We start from the raw sequence: 19,800 nt of genomic DNA on the forward strand, positions 1-19,800 counted from the left end.
CGGCGGGAGTGGACACAGGAGCGGAGGTGGTGAACGGCATCGTGATCAGCCCTCCCCCAGCATTCGCTGCAGCGGCCTCCAGGCAGCCGCCGCCGCGGGCAGCGCCCGCAGCACCTCTTCGCAGAAGCCGCGCTTGAGTAGGCCGGCGGCCACCGCCGCCGAAAGGCCCCGGCTCTGCAGATAAAAGAGTTCATCGGTCTGGAGCCGGCTCACGGTGGCGCCATGGGCGCAGCGCACGTCGTCGGCCACGATCTCCAGCTCGGGTTTGGTGTCGATCCGGGCCTGGTTGGAGAGCAACAGGTTGCGGCTGAGCTGGGAAGCATTGGTGCGCTGGGCGGCCCGGGGCACCTTCACCGCCCCGTTGAACACACTGCGGCCACGGTCATCGGCGATGGCTTTGTGCAGTTGATCGAGCTGGCCTTCGGGTCCACGGAATTCCACGCGGCTGTGGGTGTCCGCCAGCTGCTGGCCATCGGCCAGCTGAAGGGCCTTGAGGCTGGTGGTGGCTTCGCCGTCCACCTGCACCACCCGAGGCTCAAAGCGCGAGAGCGCCCAGCCATGGCTCGCCCACACCGACTCCAGCTGGCTGCGGGGCTCCTGCTCCACCGCCAGCTGGCCGAGGAAGCAGGCCGGGCCCTCACCCAGGGCCAGCAGACCATGGCGCAGCGTTGATTCGCGACCCAGATGGGCTTCGATCACCAGGCTCGAGAGGCTGCTGCCTGAACCGAGCTGCACCTGGAGCACCTCCAGACTGGCCTTCTCCTCCAGCAGCAGCAACACCCGCACGGGTCGCAGCACGCTGTCTCCGGCAGCTTGACTCACCAGCTCAAGGGTTGGGGTCACTGCACCGCTCACCCTCAGGGCCAGCACCCGGCTGGCGCTGGCCTGGTTCAACTCCACGGGCCAGTCTTGTTCACAGTTGCAGGCGGCCAGGGTGTGACCCAGGGCTTGCTGCACCTCATCCGCGCTGAGGGGCGACAGTCCAGCCGGCAGGCTCTGGCCAGCCAGAGGATCGCCTGGGGCATCGAGCCAGAGGCGAAGCACACCTTCGGCGGGTTCGGGCCAGGCACCATGCTCGCTGGCCGGCGCGGGGACTGGGGCCAGGGCCGTGAGCGGGGCGAGGTCGGTGAAGCGCCACTCTTCCTGGCGGCGGGAGGGCAGCGGCTGGCGGGAGAGGGCCTCCCGGCCGCGCCATTGCACCGCTTCGAGCTCACCGGCAGGGGCAGGCAAGCGGTCCAGGAACGTGGTGACCCAGGTGGAGGCGTCCACCGCAGCGGAGTTGGACATCGCAGCCACCATCAGGCCACCTCCAGCACGGCCAGCTCCTGGTCGACCCAGTCGTAGCCGCGATCCTCCAGCTCCAGGGCCAGCTCCTTGCCGCCGGTGCGCAGGATGCGGCCACCGGCCATCACATGGACGTAGTCCGGGGTGATGACATCCAGCAGGCGCTGGTAATGGGTGATCAGCAAGGTGGCGTTCTCAGGGCTGGCCAGATGGTTCACGCCTCCCGCCACGATGCGCAGGGCGTCGATGTCGAGGCCGGAATCGGTTTCATCGAGGATCGCCACCAGGGGATCGAGCAGTGCCATCTGCAGAATCTCGTTGCGCTTCTTCTCTCCGCCGGAGAAGCCCTCGTTCACGCTGCGCTCGAGGAAGGCGGGATCCATCTGAACCACCTCCAGACGCTCGCGCACCAGGTCTTCGAAGGCGAAGGTATCGAGCTCCTCCTCACCTTTCTCCATGCGACGGGCATTGGTGGAGACCCGCAGGAACTCGAGGTTGCTCACCCCGGGGATCTCCACGGGGTACTGGAACCCCAGAAACAGCCCCGACCGGGCCCGCTGCTCCGGTTCGAGATCGAGCAGGTTGGCGCCGCGGTAAAGCACGCTGCCGCCCGTGACGGTGTAGGCGGGATGGCCGGCCAACACCTTGGAGAGGGTGCTCTTGCCGCTGCCGTTGCGGCCCATGACCGCATGAATCTCCCCGGCTTTGATCGTGAGATTCACGCCCTTGAGGATCGGCTTGTCCTCCACTCGGGCCTGCAGGTCAACGATTTCAAGGAGGGTATCGGCGTCGGGGCGAATCACAGCTGGCGGAACAAGGGAAACAACAAAGAAAGGAGCCACGCTCCGGAACAACAAAGCCTGGTGATCAGCCCACCGATCCCTCCAGCTTGAGGGCCAGGAGCTTGTCGGCCTCAGCCGCGAATTCCATCGGCAGCTGGTTGAACACATCGCGGCAGAAGCCGCTCACCATCATCGACACCGCTTCCTCAAAGCCGATACCCCGGCTTTGGAGATAGAAGAGCTGATCGGCAGAGATGCGGCAGGTGCTGGCCTCGTGCTCCACGCTGGCCTCGGGTTGCTGAGAGCGGATGTACGGGTAGGTGTTGGCAGCCGCCTGATCACCGATCAGCATCGAATCGCACTGGCTGTAGTTGCGCGCACCCCGGGCTTTTGGACCGATCTGGACCAGCCCCCTGTAACTGTTGGAGGAATGGCCGGCGCTGATGCCCTTGCTCACGATCGTGGAGCGGGTATGGGGACCCACATGCACCATTTTGGTGCCGGTGTCGGCCTGCTGGAGATTGTTGGTGAGGGCCACAGAGTAGAACTCACCGACCGAATGGGCCCCCTGGAGCACACAACTGGGGTACTTCCAGGTGATCGCCGAGCCGGTTTCCACCTGAGTCCAGCTGATGTGACTGCGGTCGCCGCGGCAGTGACCTCGCTTGGTCACGAAGTTATAAATGCCCCCCACACCGTTCTCATCACCGGCATACCAGTTCTGAACGGTGGAGTACTTGATCGAGGCATCGTCGAGAGCCACCAGCTCCACCACCGCCGCATGCAGCTGGTTGGTGTCAAACATCGGGGCAGTGCAGCCCTCCAGATAACTCACCGAGGCGCCTTCTTCGGCCACAATCAGGGTGCGCTCGAACTGGCCGGTGTCACCAGAGTTGATGCGGAAATAGGTGGAGAGCTCCATTGGGCACTCCACGCCCTTCGGGATGAACACGAAGGAACCGTCACTGAAGACGGCGGAATTGAGAGCCGCGAAGAAGTTGTCGTTGCTGGGAACCACCGTGCCGAGATAGCGCTCGATCAGCTCGGGGTGATCCTTGACGGCCTCACTGATGGAGCAGAAGATCACGCCGTGCTCCGCAAGCTTCTCGCGGTAGGTGGTGGCGATCGACACACTGTCGAACACGGCGTCGACAGCCACATTACTGAGACGCTTCTGTTCGCTCAGAGGAATGCCGAGCTTGTCGAAGGTCTCCAGCAGTTTCGGATCCACCTCATCCAGGCTCGCCTTCTTCTCCTGCTGGCGGGGCGCAGCGTAGTAGATCATCTCCTGATAATCGATCGCCGGATGCCCCAGGGCCGCCCAGTCGGGCTCCTCCATGCGCAGCCATTGCCGGTAAGCCCGCAGACGAAAGTCGAGCAAGAATTGCGGCTCGTCCTTTTTGGAGGAGATCAGCCGGACGACATCTTCACTGAGACCCTTGTCGATCTTGTCAGTTTCGATGTCGGTGACAAACCCGTATTTATAGGGTTGGCTGACAAGATCACCGACGCTGGTGGTGCTGCTCATGGCATTCAGGCGGCAGGGGGTTCGATGTGGGTCTTGATCTCCTCGAGACCGATGGTCTGCTGCTCACCGCGAAAGGGATTGTCTTCGGTGAGGAAGAGCATGCAGTGGCACTCCTTACGCTCCCTCATCGGCACGCAGGGGCAGTTCCAGAACGCCTGCTCCGCCTCGGCCTGCTTGTCCTCGTAGTGGCGGCAAGGGCAGAGAGCGGCTCCCAGCTGGTCCTTGTGCCGAGCCAACCCTTCGAGCACCACCGCCGTCACCCCGGGATCACTGCAGAAATAGGTGTCGGTCCGCTTGGCGTAGGCCTCGGCGAAGCGCCTGATCAACTCCAGGTTGTCGCTGCTGGGGGCGGCCGTGGCGGAGGGGGCGTCGGACATGAATTAAGAAGAACGAGGGAGTCACCGAGGCCGGAGCGGAGAACCCAGGCGGCGGGATGGCGGAGACAGAACCCAGCAGCGGCAGGGCGGGGGGAGGCTGCTGGCGCTCCCCAACAGGGCCAATGGACCGCACTGACGGCACCATTGAATTACGAAACTCAGTCGTTTCGTTACTAGCAACCCTAGGGCAGCCGAGCTGGCGATGGGGGCTGGAGCCATTGTGAACTGCTCTTTGCCACAACAGTCGAAAGAGCGTGGCAATGTGTGGAGAAGGTTCGCGATTGGACGGACCGGACTGAGTGTCCGATGAGCGCCTCCACCCAGGCCCCAACCCGAGAAGCAGCTCTGGCTCTCCTCCTGCGCCAGGGGGAGGCCACGGCTACCCAGCTTGCTGAGCTTCTGGGCGTGTCTGTGCAGATCATGCGCCGCCATCTGCGCAGCCTCGAAGACGACGGGCTGGTGGCCAGCAGCTCCAGCGGCGAAGGGCCCGGGCGTCCCAGCAATCACTGGCACCTCACCGCCGAAGGCCACGACCGCTTCCCCAATGGCAGCGAGCACTTCGCCCTCGGCCTGCTCACCTCCCTGGCCGACAGCCTGCCGGCCGACACCGTGCAGACCCTCCTGCGCCAGCAGGCCATCGCCAAAGCCCTCGACTACCGGCGCCAGATCGGCACGGGCAGCCTGCTGGAGCGGCTGGAGCGGCTGGTGGAGCTGCGCTGCAACGAGGGCTATGTCAGCGACTGCCACCCCGAGCCCGACGGGCTCTCCTGGTGCATGAGCGAATTCCACTGCTCCGTCTCCCGCCTGGCTGAACAGTTCCCGGTGCTGTGCGACCAGGAACTGCAACAAATGCGCCACACCTTTCCCGACTGCAGCGTGGAGCGGGTGCACTGGCGTCTCGAATCGGGGCACTCCTGCGGTTTCCGCATCACCCCTCACAACGGGGGGGCCACCCAGTTCTCCAAGGATGGCTAAGTCCCAGGATGGCCCCCTCGCCAGCGGCGACCTGGCCATCCTCGAGGCGACCCTGCTCCCCAGCCTTGAGCGCCACCACCTGCGCCTGCTGGCCCACTGCCTGCGCACCCTGCAGGAGGTGGCCGGCCGCCGCAGCGGTCCCCTGCCGGCACGCCCCACCCTGCTCGCCTGGATGGAGCGGCACAGCACCCTGGCCGCCGATCCCGACTTTCACCAGGTGTTCCTCACCCAGCTAGAACGTGGAGCCCTGCAGTTGCAGGAGCTGGCGGCCAGCCAGGGCTTGGAACCTCTCGCCCTCGAGATCGACGACCTGATCGCCTGGGCGGAGGCGGAGGCCAGAACCCGGCTCAGCCTCTCCACCCCAACCCCACCACCAGGCTGACCCCGGCCAGGGCCAGCACCGCCGCCAGCAGCCCACCGAGGCCTGGTCGGTCCCCCTCCAACCCCGCCAGGGGCAGGGCCAGAACTGGAGCGGTGGCCAGCAGGGCCACGGCAAGGCCGGCCGGCAGATGCTGCAGGGCCGTTTGCTGCAGAACGATGCCGGCACTCGTGCCCAGCAGAGTGGCCAAAAGCACCAGGGGCCAACGCCGCCGCAGGGGACGCGGGCGCACGCCCGGGGGCGGCAGCCGCCACAGCAACGGCAGCATCACGATGGCCGCCGCCGCCAGGCGCAGGGTGGCCGACTGGAGCGGAGGCAGAGCCGAATCACGCAGGGCCGCTCTCGAGAGCAGGGCGCCGGCACTGCCGCAAACCAGGGCGGCCAGGGCCAGCAACAGGCCCAGCTGCTGGCCGCCCGGGGGCAAGGGCACCACGCCAGCAGTCCCCGGCGGGGGCTGCTGACGGGCCACGAGCGCCACCGACAGGCAGATCAGCGCCACCCCCAGCCCCTGGGGCCAGCGGGGCCACTCGGCCAGGAACAGAGCTCCGCCCAGCAGCGACAGCGCCGGGCCACCCGCTTCGAGGGTGAGCGTTCGGCGAGTCCCCAGCCGGCGCAGAGCCGCGAAATAAAGACTGTCCCCCAGGGCAATGCCGAGCACACCGCTGGCCACCAGCAGCACCAGCGCCAGGGGCGACACCAGCCAGCCCCCCAGCAGCAGAACCGGCAACTGAATCCCCACGGCCAGCAGGTTCTTGACCAGGTTGAGCTGGGCGGCGCTCAAAGAGGTGGGCAAACGGCGCCAGAGGCTGCTGGAAACCGCCCAGCAGAGGGCTGCGGCCAGGGCCGCCACGACTCCCGTTGTGGCCACCGGGCAACAGCTGGGGTTAAGGACTTGCGATCATCGCTGCAGCTGTGCTGCCCCCGTGAGCGTTCCGATCGCCGATGCCCTCAGTTTCTTCAGGCTCAGCTGCGGGCGCTGGCGCTCCCAGCGCACCAGCCACCACCTGTTGCACCGGCGTGCCGAGGCCGGTGGGTCGGTGATCGAGGTCACCGAGGTGGAGGGCCGCGACCCGCGCCTCAAGGCGATCGCTGAACTGCATGGCCAGGACCCAGCGGGCCTGGTGGGGGGCTGCCAGGTGCGCTGGAGCGGCTCGATGGCCTGGGACAAGGCCGGCGAAGCCCATCAGGGGGGGAGTCGGTGTTCGGCCTGATTCCCACCGACCCCTCAGGGCGCGTGGGATTGCTGCTGCGCGACCGGGGGTATGCGGAGACCGCTCCGGTGGCTGGCCACTTCCGCATGGACGAGCGCGACGGCCTGCTGCTCACCACGGCCTACGAAACGATGAGCAGCCTGGAGCGCTTCTGGTTTCCCAACCCCAACCTGCGCCTGCGCACCAGCACCGTGGAAGGGCTCTCGAACACCGCCTCCTTCTGCATGGAAAGCCGCTGCCTGGAAAGCGACAGTGACCGGGAAACCGCCGACTTGGGCGAGGGCGCCACGGGCCCGGCGGAGACCCGCCGCAGAGCTCTGGTTTCGGCCTTCGGCTGGTAGGGCGGGCTTGCCCCGGCGGGCGTGTCAAACGTTACGGACTGTGAGCCCTGCCGCCCCGAGCGGGGTTCGATCGGGCCTGACTTCTACGATCCACAGCGACGGATGACGATGTTCGCGTGGCGATCCCGCTTCTGAAGTACGCACCCACCAGCCAGAACTCTCGAGTGAAGGCGTTTCGAGTGGGCTCCGACGAGGATCCGAAAGGCGTCTCGCTTGACAAGGCCTTCGACCGCAACGCCCAGAACGTGGTGATCGAATCGGCCTACCGTCAGATTTTCTTCCATGCCTTCAAGGTCGATCGCGACACGATCCTGGAGTCGCAGCTGCGCGATGGCCAGATCACCGTGCGTGATTTCATCCGGGCCCTCTGCCTCTCGGACACCTTCACCCGCAGCTTCTACAACCTCAACAGCAACTACCGGGTGGCCCGCCACCTGGTGGAGAAACTGCTGGGCCGCCAGGTGTATGGCAAAGCCGAAGAGATCGCCTGGTCGGCGGTGATCATGACCAAGGGCGTCGCCGGCGCCGTCGATCAGATCCTCGACAGCGACGAGTATCTCGAGAATTTCGGCTACGACACCGTTCCCTACCACCGCAACCGGGTGGTGGGCTCCCGTGAAGTGGGCGAAACTCCCTTCAACATCACCTCGCCCCGCTACGAGGCCTACCACCGAGGCATCCTGGGTTTCCCCCAGATCGTCTACACCGGCACCGCCAAGTCCCTGCCCAAATGGGCACGGCAACGCCGTGGTGGCTTCCCCGAGGACTACCTGCCCTGGGTCCGTTCCCTGCCTGCCCTGCGTACCGGAGCCGCATCGTCGGGCAACACCGGCATGGATTATCTCTCCAAGGTTCCCTACCGCAGCGTCGGCCGCTGACACCAGCGGCCTGCAACCAAAAACTCCCTTCAGAACGGCGGCTCACACCGCCGTTTTTTCGTGGCCATCCAGCGGTGCCCCAGTCAGCTGTTGCTGACGGAGGGAGGTTGGATGGCCGAGATCGGCGGGATTCACCCCAAACTGATCCCAAACGAAATCCGGAGAAACGGTGACTCAGGCTCTCTCGTCCTTGGCTCGCATGACCCTGCGTCAGCTCCGTCAGATCGCTAGTGACCTCGGCGTGAGCTTGTACAGCCGCAAATCCAAGGAGGAGCTTCTGAGCGAAATCCACAGCGTCAAGGGCGAAGGGGAAGTCGCCCGCTCCGAACCATCCGCAGCACCCGGTTCCGCCTCCCCAAGTCTCGAGAGCCTGGAGGCCGGTTTCAGCCCAGCTCCACGCCCCGAGGCTGAGACCAAGGTGGTGTTCCTGCCCCGGGACCCCCAGTGGGCCTATGTGTTCTGGGAGATCGCCGAAGCCGAGCGCTCCAGGGCCATCGAGGCCGGCGCCGGCCAGCTCTGCCTTCGTGTCGCCGACGTGACCGGACTGCCCTCGGGGGCTGCTCACCCCCACACGCTCCAGGAGGTGCCCGTCGACAGCCATGCCACCGAGTGGTACCTGCCCGTTCCTCTCAGCGACCGCGATTACCGCGTGGAGCTGGGATACCGCAAGCACGGTGGCGGCTGGTTCTCCATGGGCTTCTCCGCCGTGGCCCGGGTGCCTACCCTGCATCCGAGCGAGCAGATCCTCGATCAGTTCGTTCCCTTCTCCCTGGAAGCGGCCCCCTCTGACACAGCCCTGGCCACCACCTATCCGCAGAGCAGCCCCAACGCGACCGGAGTGGACAGCGGCCTGCACGAGCGCCTTTATCAGACCGCCACGGTGCGTTGGAAGCACTTCGGCCGCGGTTCCGAAGCCTTCCACGAGCTCGAAGACTCCGATTCCGCAGCAGGCCTGCGCAGTCTCCACGATTCGGGAATCGGCCTCTGGGCCAGTGGCCGCAATGAATCAGGCATCGGTGGTGTGGCGCCCCGCCAGCGTTCCTTCTGGCTGGTGGCCGATGCAGAGCTGATCGTCTACGGCGCCACCGATCCGGCCGCCAAACTCACGATCGGCGATGAAGACGTGCCCCTCTCCCCCGATGGCACCTTCCGGGTGCAGGTGCCCTTCCGCGACGGCCAGCAGCTCTATCCCATTCAGGCGGTGGCTGCTGATGGCGAGCAGAAACGCAGCATCACTCTCAAGTTCGAGCGCACCACCCCCGAAGACAACAGCAACCCCTCCAGCCAGGCCGTGGCTGAGTGGTTCTGATGCGCGCTTTCGTTGCCCTCACACCACTGGCCGGCACCCTCACCCTGCCGTTCCTCGTCCCCATCCTGATGGTCAGAGTGGGCGTGGGCACGGCCGTGGGCATGGCCGTGCTGGTGAGCACCCTCTGGTTCGTCCTGATGTTGCGCACCGCCGAGATGCCAGGTCACCACTGAGATCAGTCCAACTCCCCCTCAGCGGGGAATTCTCAGGGCAGCCGCCATGCGCTGTCCGTGAGCCCCCACTCAGCCGTTCAACCCACCAGCCAGGCCGCCCGGGCGCTCTTCTTGGTGTCAGGCCTGCTCGCTCTCGGCCTTGGCGGATGCTCCGCTACCGCTCGCATCCTGGGCTCCCCCCCGGTGGATCTGCCCCTGCCGGAGAAGGTGGAGGTGGCTTTCAATCAGCGCGCCGACCGCCATTACCGGAGCCCGATCAGCGGCGAGCGCCGCAGAGGTGACGACCTCGAGCAACTGCTGCTCGAAACAATCGAGCGGGCCGAGAGCGACATCTTGGTGGCCGTGCAGGAGCTCTCCCTGCCCCGGGTGGCCGAAGCCCTGGCGAAGCGGAAGCGCCAGGGGTTGCGCGTGCGGGTGATCCTCGAGAACACCTACAGCACCCCCTTCAGTGAGCAGCTGCCTGTGGGGCTGAGTTCCCACCAGCTCGGCCGCTATCGCCAGCTGCTGGCCCTGGCCGACACTGACCACGACGGACGCCTGAGCGCCAGCGAACGCGACCGGGGCGATGCCGTCCGGATTCTGCAGCGGGGCGGCATTCCCCTGATCGACGACACGGCCGATGGCAGTGCAGGCAGCGGCCTGATGCACCACAAGTTCATGGTGGTGGACCAGCGCTGGCTGGTGACCGGCTCCGCCAATTTCACCCCCTCCTGCATCCACGGCGATCCCGACGACCGTCGCACCCTGGGCAACGTCAATCACCTGCTGCGCTTCGAGAGCCGGGAGCTCTCCGCGCTGTTCAGCAAGGAATTCACCAGGATGTGGGGGGATGGCCCCGGTGGCCTTGCCGACAGCCGTTTCGGCATTGCCAAGGAGGAAGGGCCGGTGCAGGCCGTGATGGTGGGGCCCACCAGGGTCGAAGTGCTCTTCGCTCCCCACCGCCGCAAGGATCCCAACCAGGGATTGCTGCTGCTCGATCAACGCCTGGCTCTGGCCAGGAGGCGGCTGGATCTGAGCCTGTTCGTCTTCTCAGCCCAGGGACTGGCCAACCGGCTCGCCGAGCTGCAGCAGCGGGGCGTGGCGATCCGGCTTCTGGCCGATCCTGGCTTCGCCAGCCGCAGCTTCTCGGAGGTGCTCGATCTGCTGGGCGTCTCGATGCCGGATCGCTTCTGCAAACTGGAGCAGGACAACAGCCCCTGGCAGCAGCCGAACAAAGGGGTGGGCACGCCCCGCCTGGCTCGCGGCGACAAGCTGCACCACAAGTTCGCCGTGGTGGATGGAAAGACCGTGATCACCGGTTCGTTCAACTGGAGCCCGTCCGCCGCCCACGGCAACGACGAAACGCTGATGATCGTGGAGTCGCCCCAACTGGCGGCCCACTTCGGGCTTCCTGAAGATCTCCAGACCGCTTGCAGTGCAGTGGATCTGGGCACTTCTATGGCGGTATAATGTGCGCAAATCGGCTGGATTGAGCCGAAAAGCTGCACCAAGTTTTCCACATGTACCGCCGCAAGGAAGGCAATCAGCTCTCCTTTGATGATTTCTTCCTCCCATTCGGCGGGAAGCTCTCGGGGGATAACCGCTGGGTGAAGTTGGCGGATCTGATCCCTTGGGATGAGCTGGAGCATCACTACGCCTCGCAGTTTTCAAAGGGGTTCGGAGCGCCTGCCAAGCCTTTTCGCATGGCCCTTGGTGCCTTGATCATCAAGGAGCGCTTGCAGGTCACCGACGAAGAGCTCGTTGAGCAGATCAAGGAAAATCCCTATCTTCAGTTCTTTCTTGGCTTGGAAGGCTTCCAGTTCGAGGCACCGTTTGATCCCTCGATGATGGTGTATTTCCGTCGTCGGCTGCCAGAGAAGACCATCAATGACTGCAACGAGCGGATCGTCCGGCATGGCAAACAACAAATTGCACAGAATAAACAAGGCGACAATGATGATCCTGATGATGGTGACGGATCAGTGCCTGCCGCTCTTGAACGCCCCAGCCAAGATGCGAAGGCGCCCAAGAGGCATCAAGGAATCCTTCTGATTGACGCCACATGCGTGCCCAGCGATATTCGCTATCCCACTGATCTCTCTCTTCTCAATGAAGCCCGCGAAACGACAGAGAAGCTGATTGATGAGATGCACAAGCAAGTGCGTGATGTGTTTGGCCACAAACCAAGAACCAACCGGCGTCAGGCCCGTCGTCAATTCCTGGCGGTGGCCAAGAAGAAGCGTCCGCGCCTCAGCAAGATTCGCAAGGCCATTGGTCAGCAGCTCCGGCATCTGGCTCGAAACCTGTCCAGTATCGATGCTCTGATCGCCTGCGGTGCAAGAGTTTTGGCGGCTGGTCGCCATTGGTATCGCAAGCTGTTGGTGATCAGTGAGCTGGTGAGGCAGCAAAAGATCCTGTATCACTCAGACACCAGAAGTATTCAGGATCGAATCGTCAGTTTGACACAACCCCACATCAGGCCAATCGTTCGTGGCAAGACTAGAAATAATGTTGAATTTGGTGCCAAGATCTCGATCTCGGTCAGTGGCGATGGATTTGCATTCCTGGATCGTCTCAGCTGGGATCCCTACAACGAAGGAGAAGACCTAAAATCCCAGGTACGCACTTTTCACCGTCGCCATGGCTTTTATCCAAAGGTTGTCTGTGCTGATCAGATCTATCGCACACGATCCAACCGCGCCTTTTGCATGAGGCATGGAATTCGCTTGAGCGGGCCGCGTCTTGGCAGGCCAAAAAATGATCCTGATCTCGTCGCTGCAGAGAAGAAGATCGCTCTAGATGATCAGAGGCGGCGCAACGGTGTAGAGGGGAAGTTCGGCCAAGGGAAGCGCCGTTTCGGGCTTGGGCTCGTTCGTGAGAAGCTGGCCGAGACCTCAGGTTGCACCATCGCCATAAATCTGTTGGTCATGAACCTCGAGAAGCTCCTGGAGCTTCTTGTTGTATTGATTGCCATACTCCAAGGCTTGCTAATGGCATGTATCGCCTCTGAGAGGCGTCCCACGCTGCTCATTTCATCGGGACTGAGTTTGGCTACATGCTGAGATGATCACGGCGCAGGCATCTCTGGATCAGAGGCTGGCCCGAGCAATAGCTTTTTCAGGAGGCCCCACTTCACCCGCGAGGAAGACCGCATGTGGCAGGGGGCGGAACTGGGAATCACGCCCCGGCTGCGGCGCAAGCTGGAACGAATTCGCCAGACCTGCGGGCAAGGGACGCCGCGGCCCCTGGCAGCCAAAGCGCAGAAGTCATGACCCAAGCCCCATCCCCCCAGGCCGTCGTGATCGTGGGGGCAGGCCCGGCAGGCGCGTCCCTGGCGATGCTTCTGGCCGAGCGGGGGGTGCCGGTGACCCTTGTGGAAGCGGCGCGGGATTTTCAGCGCCAGTTCCGCGGCGAGGGGCTGATGCCCTCGGGCCTGGCAGCCCTTGAGGCCATGGGCTGCGGCCCCTTGCTGGCCCGCCTGCCCCAGCGGACCCTCAGCGCTTGGTCGTTCCAGCTGCATGGCCGGGAGTTGTTCCGGGTCGAGGAACCCCTGGAGGGCGATCGCCCCTGCACGCTGATCTCCCAGCCGGCACTGCTCGACGCCCTGCTGGAGCGGGCCAGCCGGGCCAGCGGCTTCCAGTGGAGGCCCGGACTGGCGGTGGTGGATCTGATCGAAGCCGGGGGCCGCATCACCGGGGTGGTGCTCAGCGATGGAAGCCGGCTTGCAGCCTCCCTGGTGGTGGCCACCGACGGCCGTTCCTCGCTGGTGCGGCAGCGTTCGGGCCTGGAGCTGGAGCGCCAGAGCAGCCCCATCGATCTGCTCTGGTTCCGCCTTCCCAGCCACCCCCGCTTCGAGCGCGACAACGTCTTCACGATGCTGCTGGGGGAGGACGGCAGCGCCTGCAGCCTCTTCCATGGCGCCCTTCCGGGGGAACTGCAGCTGGGCTGGGTGCTGAGCCCCGGCGAGCGGATTGAGCGCAGCCCCCAGGCCTGGGGCGAAGCCTTTGCGGCGATGGCCCCCGGCTGGCTGGCTGATCACCTGCTCGAGGTGGCCCCAGCGATCAGCTCACCTCTGAAGCTCTCAGTGCAGGTGGGCTGCTGCCGCCGCTGGCACCGCCCCGGCCTGTTGCTGCTGGGCGATGCCTCCCACCCGATGAGCCCGATCCGGGCGCAGGGCATCAACATGGCCCTGCGCGACGCGATCGTGGCCACCAACCACCTGCTGGCACCCCTGTTGGCGGGCGATGCCGCCGCCATCGACAGCAGCCTGGATCAGATCCAGGCCCAGCGCTGGCCGGAGATCCGGCGAGCCCAGGCCCTGCAACAGCAGGAGGCTCGCCAGGCCCAGCTGCTGCGTCGAACGCCCCTGCTGCGCCGCGGCCTGGTGCAGCTGGCTCCATGGCTGGGAGAGCGGATCGGACACTCCTGGCGGCAGCGCCAGATTCCCCTGCGGCAGGGTCTGGCTCCGGTTCAGCTCACGGTCTGAGCCGCCGCCATGATGGGGGCAGTTGCTGCCCTGCATCGATGGCCCGATCAAGCCTTGCCGTCACGCTGCTGAGCGCCGCTCTGCTCGCGGCTCCCGGCCTGGCCCATGGCCCGGCCCGGGCCAATGACCTCTACGCCATCTACCCCAGCACGGAGACGCTGCGCCAGGTGCAACTGGCCGCCCTCGACTGCGGCAGGGAGAACAGCGCCGCCACCTGTGATCGGGCCCGCAAGCTGGCGGATCCCCTGATGGATCACCCGTTGCTCTCGGGCTTCTGCAAGGACGCCCTCTGGGGCGTGGTCCAGATTGCCGTGACCGAACAGAGCAACAGCCTGAGCCGGCGTGACGGCATCGATGCCGCCGCAGATCGGGTGGTCAGCAGCTGCCGTCCGGTGAGCAAGCCCGTGGCCAAAACGGACGGGGCAGGTGGTCCAGGTGGGCCTGATTCCACAGGCGGTGGGCCTCCAGGCGCCTCGGGCGGGAGTCGACCATCCGGTTCGGGCTTCGGTTTCGGATCAGGCGGCCGCTGAGGGGTGGCCCAAGCCTGGTGGCCGCGCTCAGCTCAGGGGGTTGTGGCCACGGGCGTGTCCGAGAGCTTCAGCAACTCCTTGGAGGTGCGCTCCATGAACTCCATCGACCAGCCGGTGGTCACCGCCGCCTGATTGGCCAGCTCACAGAGGGGGGAGCGATCACCCTGGGCCTCACAGCTGGAGGACAGGCCGAGCAGGGCATTGGTGAGCTTGCCGGTGAGGCAGCTCGAGGTACCCGATTTCTCAAGAACGGCCGTGGCCGCCTTCCGGCTGACGCTGATGGCCTCAGGCATGGGCTTGGCAGGTGCAGCCCCCATCACTCCGGCCTGGACTGGGGCAAGGCTCAGGGCCGCCAGCGACAACAACAGCCCCTGGATCCGGCTCGACTGGGCGGCGGGGAAGGCCATTGGCTCAGACATCCTGCAGTGAGCGCAGGCTAGCCAGTGGATAGCGACGTGCCAGATGCAGCCTGACCGCAGGGCTAGCTTGGGCTTCTCCACAGGTCGGCCCCATGACCAGCAGCGCTTCCTCTGATGCTCCAGCCGCTGCCATGGACACCTCTCCATCGCCATCGGTTCGTCAGGTGCTCCTGAGCGCCCCCTTCACCGACCAGAAACCCGGCACGTCCGGCCTGCGCAAGAGCAGCCGTCAGTTCGAGCAGCCCCACTACCTGGAGAGCTTCGTGGAGGCGGTGTTCCGGGTGATGCCCGGAGTGGCGGGGGGCACGCTGATCCTTGGCGGCGACGGCCGCTACGGGAATCTTCGGGCCATCGATGTGATCGCGCGCATGGCCGCCGCCCATGGCGTGGCCCGGCTGATCACCACCACTGGCGGGATTCTCTCCACCCCCGCCGCCTCAAACCTGATCCGTAAGCACCAGGCCATCGGCGGCATCATCCTCTCGGCCAGCCACAACCCCGGCGGCCCCGAGGGCGATTTCGGCGTCAAGGTGAACGGCGCCAATGGCGGGCCGGCCCCCGAATCCATCACCGATGCCATCTACAGCGCCACCACCCAGCTGGAGGGCTACCGGATCCTTGACGCCGAGACACCGTCCCTGAAGGGGACGGGGACCTACGCCTTGGGCGGCCTGCGCATCGAGGTGATCGATGGGGTCGACGACTACGTGGCCCTGCTGCAGGGCCTGTTCGATTTCGACGCGATCAGCGAGATGTTGAGGGGAGACTTCCCGATCGCCTTCGATGCCATGCATGCCGTCACCGGTCCCTACGCCAGCCGCCTGCTGGAGGGGATGCTGGGGGCACCGGCAGGCACGGTGCGCAACGGCACGCCCCTGGAGGATTTCGGCGGTGGCCACCCCGACCCCAACCTCACCTATGCCCATGATCTGGCCGAGCTGCTGCTCGATGGCGACGATTACCGCTTCGGGGCCGCCTGTGACGGCGACGGCGACCGCAACATGATCCTGGGCCACCGCTGCTTCGTGAACCCCAGCGACAGCCTGGCGGTGCTCACCGCCAACGCCACCCTGGCTCCCGGCTATGCCGGTGGGCTCTCCGGGGTTGCCCGCTCGATGCCTACCAGTGCCGCGGTGGATGTGGTGGCCAAGGAGCTGGCCATCCCCTGCTTCGAAACCCCCACCGGCTGGAAATTCTTCGGCAACCTGCTCGATGCCGGCCGCATCACCCTCTGCGGTGAGGAAAGCTTCGGCACCGGCAGCGACCACATCCGCGAGAAGGATGGTCTCTGGGCGGTGCTGTTCTGGTTGCAGATCCTGGCCCGCAGGCGCTGCTCGGTGGCCGAGGTGATGGCCAGCCACTGGAGCCGCTTCGGCCGCCACTACTACTCCCGCCACGACTACGAAGCAATCGCCAGCGACAGAGCCGATGGCCTCTACGGCCGCCTGAAGGGTCTGCTGCCCTCCCTGGCGGGGGCCGGCTTCGCCGGCCGCAGCATCGCCACCGCCGACGACTTCAGCTACACCGACCCGGTGGATGGCTCCCTCACCAGCGGCCAGGGCCTGCGCCTGCTGCTCGACGACGGCAGTCGGGTGGTGTTCCGCCTCTCGGGCACCGGCACCCAGGGGGCCACCCTGCGCCTCTACCTGGAGAGTTACGTGGGAGCCGGAGGCAACCTCGATCAGGATCCCCAGCAGGCCCTCGCTGATCTGATCACCGCCGCCGACCACCTTGCCGAGATCCGCGGCTGCACCGGCATGGAGCGGCCCACGGTGATCACCTGAACCAGTGATCACCCCAGCAACTGTTGCCCACGCTGGGGACTGTGCTGTGTTCTCGTTGAGCAGATCCTGCAGCAGGGCGAGGACGGCTCCGTGTCATGAAACCGGATCGGAATGCGGCTGCGCCAGGCCAGGATCTGAGTGCCGGATCTGCTTGATGAACACATAGAACGGCGGCACCACCCCAAGGGACAGCACCGTGGCCACCAGCAGCCCCCCGAAGATCACCGAACCGAGTGCCTGCTGGCTGTGGGCACCGGCACCACTGGCCACCACCAGTGGGAAGAAACCAGCAAGGGCCGCGATGGCCGTCATCAGGATCGGCCGCAGGCGGGATTCGGCCGCAGCGATGGCGGCATCGGTGGCACTGGATCCTGCTTTGAGTTTCTGCTCGGCAACCTCCACGATCAGGATGGCGTTCTTGGCCGCCAGGCCGATCAGGGTCACCAGACCTACCTGGGCGTAGATGTTGAGGTCGATCGATCGGGCGGCCAGGAAAACAAGAGCACCGAGCATGGCCAGAGGAACGGTCATCAGGATGATCACCGGGGTGACATAGCTTTCGTACTGGGCCGAGAGCACCAGGTACACCACCAGGATGCCGAAACCAAAGACGAGAATGCTTGACGCACCGGCCGAGAGTTGCAGGGCCGCCAGCCCAGTGAAGGCATAGGCGATGTTGTTGAAATTCTGGGCCTTGAACACCTCCTGGATCTTTTCGAGAGCCTGCCCCGAGCTCTTGCCGATCGCCTCGGCCCCCTGGATCACGATCGAGCGGTAAAGGTTGTAATGGTTGATCACCGGCGGGGCGCTGGTGAGCTCCACGCTGGTGAACTGAGAAACAGGCACAAGATCACCGCTGCGGTTGCGGACGTAGTAGCCCTCCACATCTTCCAGGGTGCTGCGGTGATCGGCATCCGCCTGCACGTAGATGTTGCGCACCTGGCCGGCCTGATAGGTCAGGTTGGCGAAGTTGCTGCCCGCCAGGATCCCGATCGTGGTCATCGCCTGCTTGAAGTCCACATCCAGGGTGCCGAGCGCGTCGCGGTCCACCTTGAGCTCGAAGGCGGGGGCGCTGGGAATGAACTGGGTGTAGAGCGATCCGAAGAAGCCGGTGGCGTTGCCCTTGGCCACCACCTGTTTGGCCAGATCATCGAGCTCGCTGAAACTGAAGCCCCCGTTGCTGAGGTCGTTGAACTGGAAGGCGAAGCCACCCTGGGAGGAGAAGCCAGGCACCGGTGGAGGCTGCGCGGCAATGGCCAGGCCGCTGCTGATTGTTTTGAGCTTGGTGTTGAGGCGCTCGATGATCGCCGGTGCCTTCTGATCCGCCGACTGGCGCTCGTCCAGAGGCTTGAAGCCGTAGAAGAAAGCTCCCTGGTCGGGGCTGCCGCCATTGAAGCCATAGCCACTGATCACCGTGGCGCCGACGATCTCCTCTTCCTCATCGAGCACCTTGGCGATCTGGCTGGCCATCTTCTGGCTCTGGCTCAGGGAGGCCCCGTTCTGCAGCTGGAAGATGCCGAGGCCATAGCCCTGATCCTCGTCGGGAATGAAGGCCTGGGGCAGGGCGGAGAAGGCGAAGCCGGTGACCACGATGCCGCCCACCAGGGTGAGCATCACGATCTTGCGGCTGTCCACCAGGAAGGCCACCAGCCGCGCGTATCCGTTCTGAAGCCGATCGAAGAAGGCGTTGAAGCGATCGAAGATCCAAGGCAGGTTGGCGCCGCCGATCACCCCAAGCACCACGCCGAGGACATAGGTCCAGCCGCCCACACCGTTGAAGCGGCCGAAGGCCAGACCCACCACGACCCCGGCCACGATCCAGGGCCAGCCGCGCGGCGGCGGCGGCTTGCTGCTGCGCAGGATCAGGCCGGAGAGCATCGGCGAGAAGGTGAGGGCGTTGAAGGCCGAGATCCCCACCGCGAAGGCGATCGTGAGCGCGAACTGGCGGTAGATGATGCCAATGCTGCCCGGGTAGAACGCCACCGGCACGAATACGGCCATCAGCACCAGTGCGGTGGAGATCAGGGCGCCGATGAGTTCCCCCATGCACTCCATGGCCGCCTGGCGCGGCTTCATGCCGGCCGCCAGGTTCACCGACACGGCCTCGATCACCACGATGGCGTCGTCCACCACCAGTCCGGTGGCCAGCACCAGACCCAGCAAAGTGAGCTGATTGATCGAGAATCCGAACACGTTCACGAAGGCCATGGTGCCCACCAGCGAGATCGGAATGGCCAGGCTGGGCACGATCGTGGCTCGCCAGTCCTGCAGGAACAGGAACAGAATCAGCAGCACCAGCACGATCGCCAGTCCAAGGGCATCAATCACCCCTTCGACAGCCGACTGGATGAACTGACCGATGTTGTAGATCAGTCCCACGGTGACGCCCGGGGGAGCGCCGGCAGCGAACGCGTTCATCACCTTCACCACCCCCTCAGAGACATCGAGGGCGTTACTGCCGGGCGTCTGGAACACCGCCACCACAATCGCCGGGTGATTGTGCTTGTCAACGCCGGCGGTGCTGTACGAGTTGAACCCATAGGTGGCGCGGCCCACATCCTCGAGACGCAGCAGATTGCCGTTGGGTGATTTGCCCAGGATCAGCTTGTTGAGCTGGTCGATGGAGGTGAGGTTGCCGTTGTTCTGAACCTTCAGGGGATAGGTGAAAGCCTGATTGCCGCCGGCTGGAGGTCCACCGATGAGTCCGCCGACGGCCACGAAGTTCTGATTGCTCACGGCACTCAGCACCTGATCGGCGGTGATGTCGTTGGTGGTGAGCTTGTTGGGATCCAGGAACAGCCAGAAGGCGGGATTGCTCCCCCCCAGCAGGCTCACATTGGCCACACCGGGAACCCGGCTGAGCTGGTAGTAGAGGTTGGAGTAAATCAGACCGTTGAGATAGGGGGCATCGAACTGCCCGTCGCTGGAGCCCACCTGATAGGCCAGGAGGATCGAGGGGGTGGACTGCTTCACCGATACGCCGGTGGCCTGAACCTGCTGCGGCAACTGGGGCATCGCCAGAGTTACCCGGTTCTGGACGTTCACCTGATCGATGTCGATGTCAGTGCCCTGATCGAAATAGACGTTGATCGTGCTGTTGCCGGTGAGGGTCGTGTTCGAAGCGATGTACGAAACCCCTGGGGAACCATCGATCTGCTGCTCGATGGGGTTGGTCACTGCAACTTCAGTGACCTCAGCGTTGGCGCCCCCATAGTTGGCCACCACCTGAATCAGGGGGGGAGCGATGTTGGGCAGGTTCTCGATGGCGAGCACCGGGATGCTGATCATCCCCACCAACACGATCAGAATGCTGCAGACCGTGGTGAGGACGGGCCGCTTGATGAAATTGTCGGAGAAGGACATCG

Annotated in this window: 17 protein-coding genes and 1 pseudogene; 11 read left to right on the forward strand and 7 right to left on the reverse strand. The window is 65.0% G+C overall.

Going from position 1 to position 19,800, the window contains the following annotated elements; genetic code table 11:
- Positions 1-45 precede the first annotated feature (45 nt).
- The 4 genes from WH5701_RS09810 to WH5701_RS09825 all read right to left on the reverse strand — a co-directional run bounded on the left by WH5701_RS09810 (position 46) and on the right by WH5701_RS09825 (position 3,971).
- The gene (locus WH5701_RS09810) at positions 46-1,287 is read right to left on the reverse strand and encodes a SufD family Fe-S cluster assembly protein (RefSeq protein WP_232201822.1); all 1,242 of its coding nucleotides are present in this window, start codon (positions 1,285-1,287) and stop codon (positions 46-48) included.
- A gap of 11 nt (positions 1,288-1,298) precedes the next feature.
- On the reverse strand, positions 1,299-2,087 hold the full coding sequence (gene sufC / locus WH5701_RS09815; protein WP_006172103.1) for a Fe-S cluster assembly ATPase SufC: 789 nt from the start codon (positions 2,085-2,087) through the stop codon (positions 1,299-1,301).
- A gap of 64 nt (positions 2,088-2,151) precedes the next feature.
- Positions 2,152-3,594: a Fe-S cluster assembly protein SufB gene (gene sufB / locus WH5701_RS09820; RefSeq protein ID WP_006172105.1), complete on the reverse strand. Its 1,443-nt coding sequence runs from the start codon at positions 3,592-3,594 to the stop codon at positions 2,152-2,154.
- A gap of 5 nt (positions 3,595-3,599) precedes the next feature.
- On the reverse strand, positions 3,600-3,971 hold the full coding sequence (locus tag WH5701_RS09825; RefSeq protein WP_006172107.1) for a ferredoxin-thioredoxin reductase catalytic domain-containing protein: 372 nt from the start codon (positions 3,969-3,971) through the stop codon (positions 3,600-3,602).
- Between the two features lie 306 nt (positions 3,972-4,277).
- Here WH5701_RS09825 and sufR point away from each other — a divergent pair, with 306 nt between their 5' ends.
- Both sufR and WH5701_RS09835 read left to right on the forward strand, forming a co-directional pair.
- On the forward strand, positions 4,278-4,946 hold the full coding sequence (gene sufR, locus WH5701_RS09830; RefSeq protein ID WP_006172109.1) for an iron-sulfur cluster biosynthesis transcriptional regulator SufR: 669 nt from the start codon (positions 4,278-4,280) through the stop codon (positions 4,944-4,946).
- A complete protein-coding gene (locus tag WH5701_RS09835) occupies positions 4,939-5,328 on the forward strand; it encodes a hypothetical protein (protein WP_006172111.1) in 390 nt (129 codons plus the stop codon). Before sufR ends, WH5701_RS09835 begins: the two co-directional genes overlap by 8 nt.
- On the opposite strand, the gene WH5701_RS09840 is transcribed toward WH5701_RS09835, so the two are convergent.
- Entirely contained in the window at positions 5,294-6,193 is a 900-nt protein-coding gene (locus tag WH5701_RS09840) for a DMT family transporter (RefSeq protein ID WP_156776621.1), read from the reverse strand. The genes WH5701_RS09835 and WH5701_RS09840 overlap by 35 nt on opposite strands.
- Before the next feature lie 55 nt (positions 6,194-6,248).
- On the opposite strand from WH5701_RS09840, the pseudogene WH5701_RS09845 reads away from it, so the two are divergent.
- From WH5701_RS09845 to WH5701_RS09880, 8 genes and pseudogenes are all read left to right on the forward strand, one after another.
- Positions 6,249-6,877 (forward strand): annotated as a pseudogene (locus tag WH5701_RS09845) (phycobiliprotein lyase).
- Between the two features lie 116 nt (positions 6,878-6,993).
- Positions 6,994-7,755, forward strand: a complete 762-nt coding sequence (locus tag WH5701_RS09850; RefSeq protein WP_006172119.1) for a phycobilisome rod-core linker polypeptide — start codon at positions 6,994-6,996, stop codon at positions 7,753-7,755.
- A 199-nt stretch (positions 7,756-7,954) separates the two neighbouring features.
- Positions 7,955-9,064 carry a DUF4912 domain-containing protein gene (locus WH5701_RS09855; protein WP_006172120.1) on the forward strand — a complete coding sequence of 370 codons (1,110 nt, stop codon included), beginning with the start codon at positions 7,955-7,957 and terminating at the stop codon, positions 9,062-9,064.
- The gene (locus WH5701_RS18050; protein WP_006172121.1) at positions 9,064-9,237 is read left to right on the forward strand and encodes a hypothetical protein; all 174 of its coding nucleotides are present in this window, start codon (positions 9,064-9,066) and stop codon (positions 9,235-9,237) included. Before WH5701_RS09855 ends, WH5701_RS18050 begins: the two co-directional genes overlap by 1 nt.
- 57 nt (positions 9,238-9,294) lie before the next feature.
- Positions 9,295-10,686, forward strand: coding sequence for a phosphatidylserine/phosphatidylglycerophosphate/cardiolipin synthase family protein (locus WH5701_RS09865; protein ID WP_006172122.1), 1,392 nt, complete (start codon positions 9,295-9,297; stop codon positions 10,684-10,686).
- A gap of 50 nt (positions 10,687-10,736) precedes the next feature.
- Entirely contained in the window at positions 10,737-12,278 is a 1,542-nt protein-coding gene (locus tag WH5701_RS09870) for an IS5-like element ISSysp4 family transposase (protein ID WP_006170113.1), read from the forward strand.
- Between the two features lie 92 nt (positions 12,279-12,370).
- Positions 12,371-13,702 carry an FAD-dependent oxidoreductase gene (locus tag WH5701_RS09875; protein WP_255346386.1) on the forward strand — a complete coding sequence of 444 codons (1,332 nt, stop codon included), beginning with the start codon at positions 12,371-12,373 and terminating at the stop codon, positions 13,700-13,702.
- Between the two features lie 38 nt (positions 13,703-13,740).
- Positions 13,741-14,232: a hypothetical protein gene (locus WH5701_RS09880; RefSeq protein ID WP_006172126.1), complete on the forward strand. Its 492-nt coding sequence runs from the start codon at positions 13,741-13,743 to the stop codon at positions 14,230-14,232.
- 32 nt (positions 14,233-14,264) lie between these two features.
- Here WH5701_RS09880 and WH5701_RS09885 read toward each other — a convergent pair whose 3' ends face one another.
- Positions 14,265-14,639 carry a hypothetical protein gene (locus tag WH5701_RS09885; protein ID WP_006172128.1) on the reverse strand — a complete coding sequence of 125 codons (375 nt, stop codon included), beginning with the start codon at positions 14,637-14,639 and terminating at the stop codon, positions 14,265-14,267.
- A 143-nt stretch (positions 14,640-14,782) separates the two neighbouring features.
- Between WH5701_RS09885 and WH5701_RS09890 the strand changes: the two genes are divergently transcribed.
- Positions 14,783-16,435, forward strand: a complete 1,653-nt coding sequence (locus tag WH5701_RS09890) for an alpha-D-glucose phosphate-specific phosphoglucomutase (protein ID WP_037980895.1) — start codon at positions 14,783-14,785, stop codon at positions 16,433-16,435.
- Positions 16,436-16,528: 93 nt separating this feature from the next.
- On the opposite strand, the gene WH5701_RS09895 is transcribed toward WH5701_RS09890, so the two are convergent.
- On the reverse strand, positions 16,529-19,798 hold the full coding sequence (locus tag WH5701_RS09895; RefSeq protein WP_006172131.1) for an efflux RND transporter permease subunit: 3,270 nt from the start codon (positions 19,796-19,798) through the stop codon (positions 16,529-16,531).
- Positions 19,799-19,800: the final 2 nt, after the last annotated feature.

The sequence above is a fragment of the Synechococcus sp. WH 5701 genome (assembly GCF_000153045.1).
Classification (GTDB): domain Bacteria; phylum Cyanobacteriota; class Cyanobacteriia; order PCC-6307; family Cyanobiaceae; genus Regnicoccus_A; species Regnicoccus_A antarcticus.

Coding starts and splice junctions, on each gene's coding strand:
- WH5701_RS09810 (WP_232201822.1), bottom strand. CDS start 1,287: ATGTCCAACTCCGCTGCGGTGGACGCCTCCACCTGGGTCACCACGTTC.
- sufB (WP_006172105.1), bottom strand. CDS start 3,594: ATGAGCAGCACCACCAGCGTCGGTGATCTTGTCAGCCAACCCTATAAA.
- WH5701_RS09825 (WP_006172107.1), bottom strand. CDS start 3,971: ATGTCCGACGCCCCCTCCGCCACGGCCGCCCCCAGCAGCGACAACCTG.
- sufR (WP_006172109.1), top strand. CDS start 4,278: ATGAGCGCCTCCACCCAGGCCCCAACCCGAGAAGCAGCTCTGGCTCTC.
- WH5701_RS09835 (WP_006172111.1), top strand. CDS start 4,939: ATGGCTAAGTCCCAGGATGGCCCCCTCGCCAGCGGCGACCTGGCCATC.
- WH5701_RS09855 (WP_006172120.1), top strand. CDS start 7,955: ATGACCCTGCGTCAGCTCCGTCAGATCGCTAGTGACCTCGGCGTGAGC.
- WH5701_RS18050 (WP_006172121.1), top strand. CDS start 9,064: ATGCGCGCTTTCGTTGCCCTCACACCACTGGCCGGCACCCTCACCCTG.
- WH5701_RS09870 (WP_006170113.1), top strand. CDS start 10,737: ATGTACCGCCGCAAGGAAGGCAATCAGCTCTCCTTTGATGATTTCTTC.
- WH5701_RS09880 (WP_006172126.1), top strand. CDS start 13,741: ATGGCCCGATCAAGCCTTGCCGTCACGCTGCTGAGCGCCGCTCTGCTC.
- WH5701_RS09885 (WP_006172128.1), bottom strand. CDS start 14,639: ATGGCCTTCCCCGCCGCCCAGTCGAGCCGGATCCAGGGGCTGTTGTTG.
- WH5701_RS09890 (WP_037980895.1), top strand. CDS start 14,783: ATGGACACCTCTCCATCGCCATCGGTTCGTCAGGTGCTCCTGAGCGCC.
- WH5701_RS09895 (WP_006172131.1), bottom strand. CDS start 19,798: ATGTCCTTCTCCGACAATTTCATCAAGCGGCCCGTCCTCACCACGGTC.